Below are 2,226 nucleotides of genomic sequence, written 5' to 3' on the forward strand. Positions count from 1 at the left end.
TCAACTAATTTTGCACATGCAACGGGCTATACATGATCGAGAATCGATCTCTGCCGGGAAACTTCAAATTCGAATTGGAACTCGAATATTGAGGTGTCTCGTGCGACACTCGCGCCCGATATTCAGCACGGCCATCCTATCACAGTTTGAGAATTTCAACAGAGCCCACGTATTCAGAAATCTCACGGAGATGCTCTTAGAATAGCCGCTCTTCGGTCGGAGACTGTTGATCCGGTTGCGTTGCTCGTCTGTGTGACTGGAATCTCTGTGTAGCGCGGGTCCTGATCGATGACCCAGCCCATCGCAATCAACGCACAATCCCAAGAGGGCGCTCCATCAACAATGTGCTACACAAGAGCGTTGCTCCTTGCTGAGACGATAGGTCTTGCTCGTGGCATCGTCTACTTTCTCCTCACCCGTCTCGAGTAACCCACTAGCTTTTTCGACGAGAGCTTCCCAGGGATACCGTAGGACGTGTACCTCCGTCCCCATCCGGTTGACGACCAGTGGCTCGTCACTCGAGAGGGGCTGCTGGGCTGCCTCGGCGACTTTCGCGCCCGTATGGATCTGGACAGCAGAGAAACCGTCGACACTTTCCGCACACGTTACACTCGCTTGGGTTTGGAGGTCCCAAGAAACACCGCTCGGACAACCGACCGGCGCTGGACTCGGATGTGGTGGCTGTCTTCGCCACCGGAGCGTCTAGAATAGTGTCGTTCCCCATTTATCGGTCGTTTCGGAGAACAGGTAGTGACGGTCGTACATCTCGTTGATCTGTTGCTTGACTGTTCCCCGATAGGTCCCAAAGCCCTGATGCTGGAACGGTTCTGGAGGGGATACTCCCATCATCAGATACCGGTCACGGACCTGGGCACTCAGGTTCACGACCAACAGGAGCTGGAACAGGTCGAACTGACGAAGGTCCACTGGCGGCAGCTCAATTCTGGCATCGGGATGGCGGTCAAGCGGGGAGGGAACCTCGGTTGTCTGCTCGGTTGCACCATCGGTGTGCAGCGTGTGCATCCCAGAAACCGCTTCCACGTCGAACGATGGGAGCGCAGTGGCGAGTCGATCCTCGTAGTTCAGCAGTTCGAGCAACTGGTGTTCGAGATCGTCTGCGTCCGTGAGGGCCGCGGCTGCATCCTCCTGTATTGCTGTTGCAATGTCGACGTACTGGTCGACGAGTAGCGTGTCCTCGTGCTGTGGCTGCGGCTCAAGATAAAGGTCCGTACGGTAGACGAGTGGGTCGTCGGGATGGGCGTCCTCGAACGGTAACTCCACAGTCGATCCATCGTAGTGGCTTTCGATCTGGTTGCGAATGTCGGCGAACTGGTCTTCAACAGTCGCCTCGGCCATATCAGACAACGCGACCATCGCCGCGACGAGACTGTCCGGGTTCTCGTGCCGAGGCATCGTCTCGTAGCCTCTTTCACGGTAGACATACCATTTCGCATACCGACGCGCCTGCCGAACGTGCTCGTTTTCTTCCTGGGTGCGCTCTGATGGATAATCAGAGTAGCCGTCCTGTTGGTGGGCCGTGATTTCACCATTGAATTTCATCTCGATGACGTGCTCTGCGTCGTTATTGTCGAGCAGATTAACACCGACAAGCTCGTCACTTTCACCCGTAATAACGGCCTTCATTGGTCCGTCACCTCCCCGCTCGAACCAACACCCTCCAAGTCATCGCCAGTCAGGTACCCTTCCTCCTCGAGTTGTCTGGTCAACTTCTCGAAGCGCTCTTCGATATCGCCATCCAGACTCCCGAATTTCTTCTTGAGGGCTGTGATACCGAGTCCGGTCACCAACCCGGCCAGTGGCTCGATAACCCTTGCAGACAAGAACGCGGCGACCGGTGTGCCGTAATCGAGCCACTCACCAGTGTCTATTTTACGTTCTAACTTCTTTTGCTGGTCTTCGGTCAGCCCAACATCCGTAACCTTGTCATCCAACTTTTCGTTGAGTTCCTTGAATCGTAATCGCTTTTCGAGTTCCGAGATATCTTCGGCGTCGTCGACAGTATTTGTTTCCGAATATACCTCGTTAATGGTTTCCCGGAGATACTGAATTCGATTCTGGTTTTGGGTTTCCCGGAAATCACTGTGATCCTCTTCCTCGTTTTCAATTTCTAGCATCGCCAACGTCTCGAGTGCATCCTTGTTCTTTGGTGCCCTCTGGACGTGCACGTCGGTCCCCATCCGATTGACGACCAGTGGCTCGTCACTC

Annotated in this window: 1 protein-coding gene and 1 pseudogene; both read right to left on the reverse strand. The window is 54.7% G+C overall.

The features are described 5' to 3' along the window. Positions 1-702: 702 nt before the first annotated feature. Positions 703-1,644: a hypothetical protein gene (locus tag C446_RS03050; protein WP_006671594.1), complete on the reverse strand. Its 942-nt coding sequence runs from the start codon at positions 1,642-1,644 to the stop codon at positions 703-705. Beyond that, a pseudogene (locus C446_RS03055) lies at positions 1,641-2,226 on the reverse strand (DUF4157 domain-containing protein); the annotation flags it as partial. The gene C446_RS03050 and the pseudogene C446_RS03055, both read right to left, overlap by 4 nt.

Origin of the sequence: Halobiforma nitratireducens JCM 10879 (assembly GCF_000337895.1) — an archaeon.
In the GTDB taxonomy this organism is placed as follows: domain Archaea; phylum Halobacteriota; class Halobacteria; order Halobacteriales; family Natrialbaceae; genus Natronobacterium; species Natronobacterium nitratireducens.

Bases quoted from the DNA above. Each gene is read 5' to 3' on its own strand.
- C446_RS03050 (WP_006671594.1), bottom strand. From the start codon at position 1,644: ATGAAGGCCGTTATTACGGGTGAAAGTGACGAGCTTGTCGGTGTTAAT.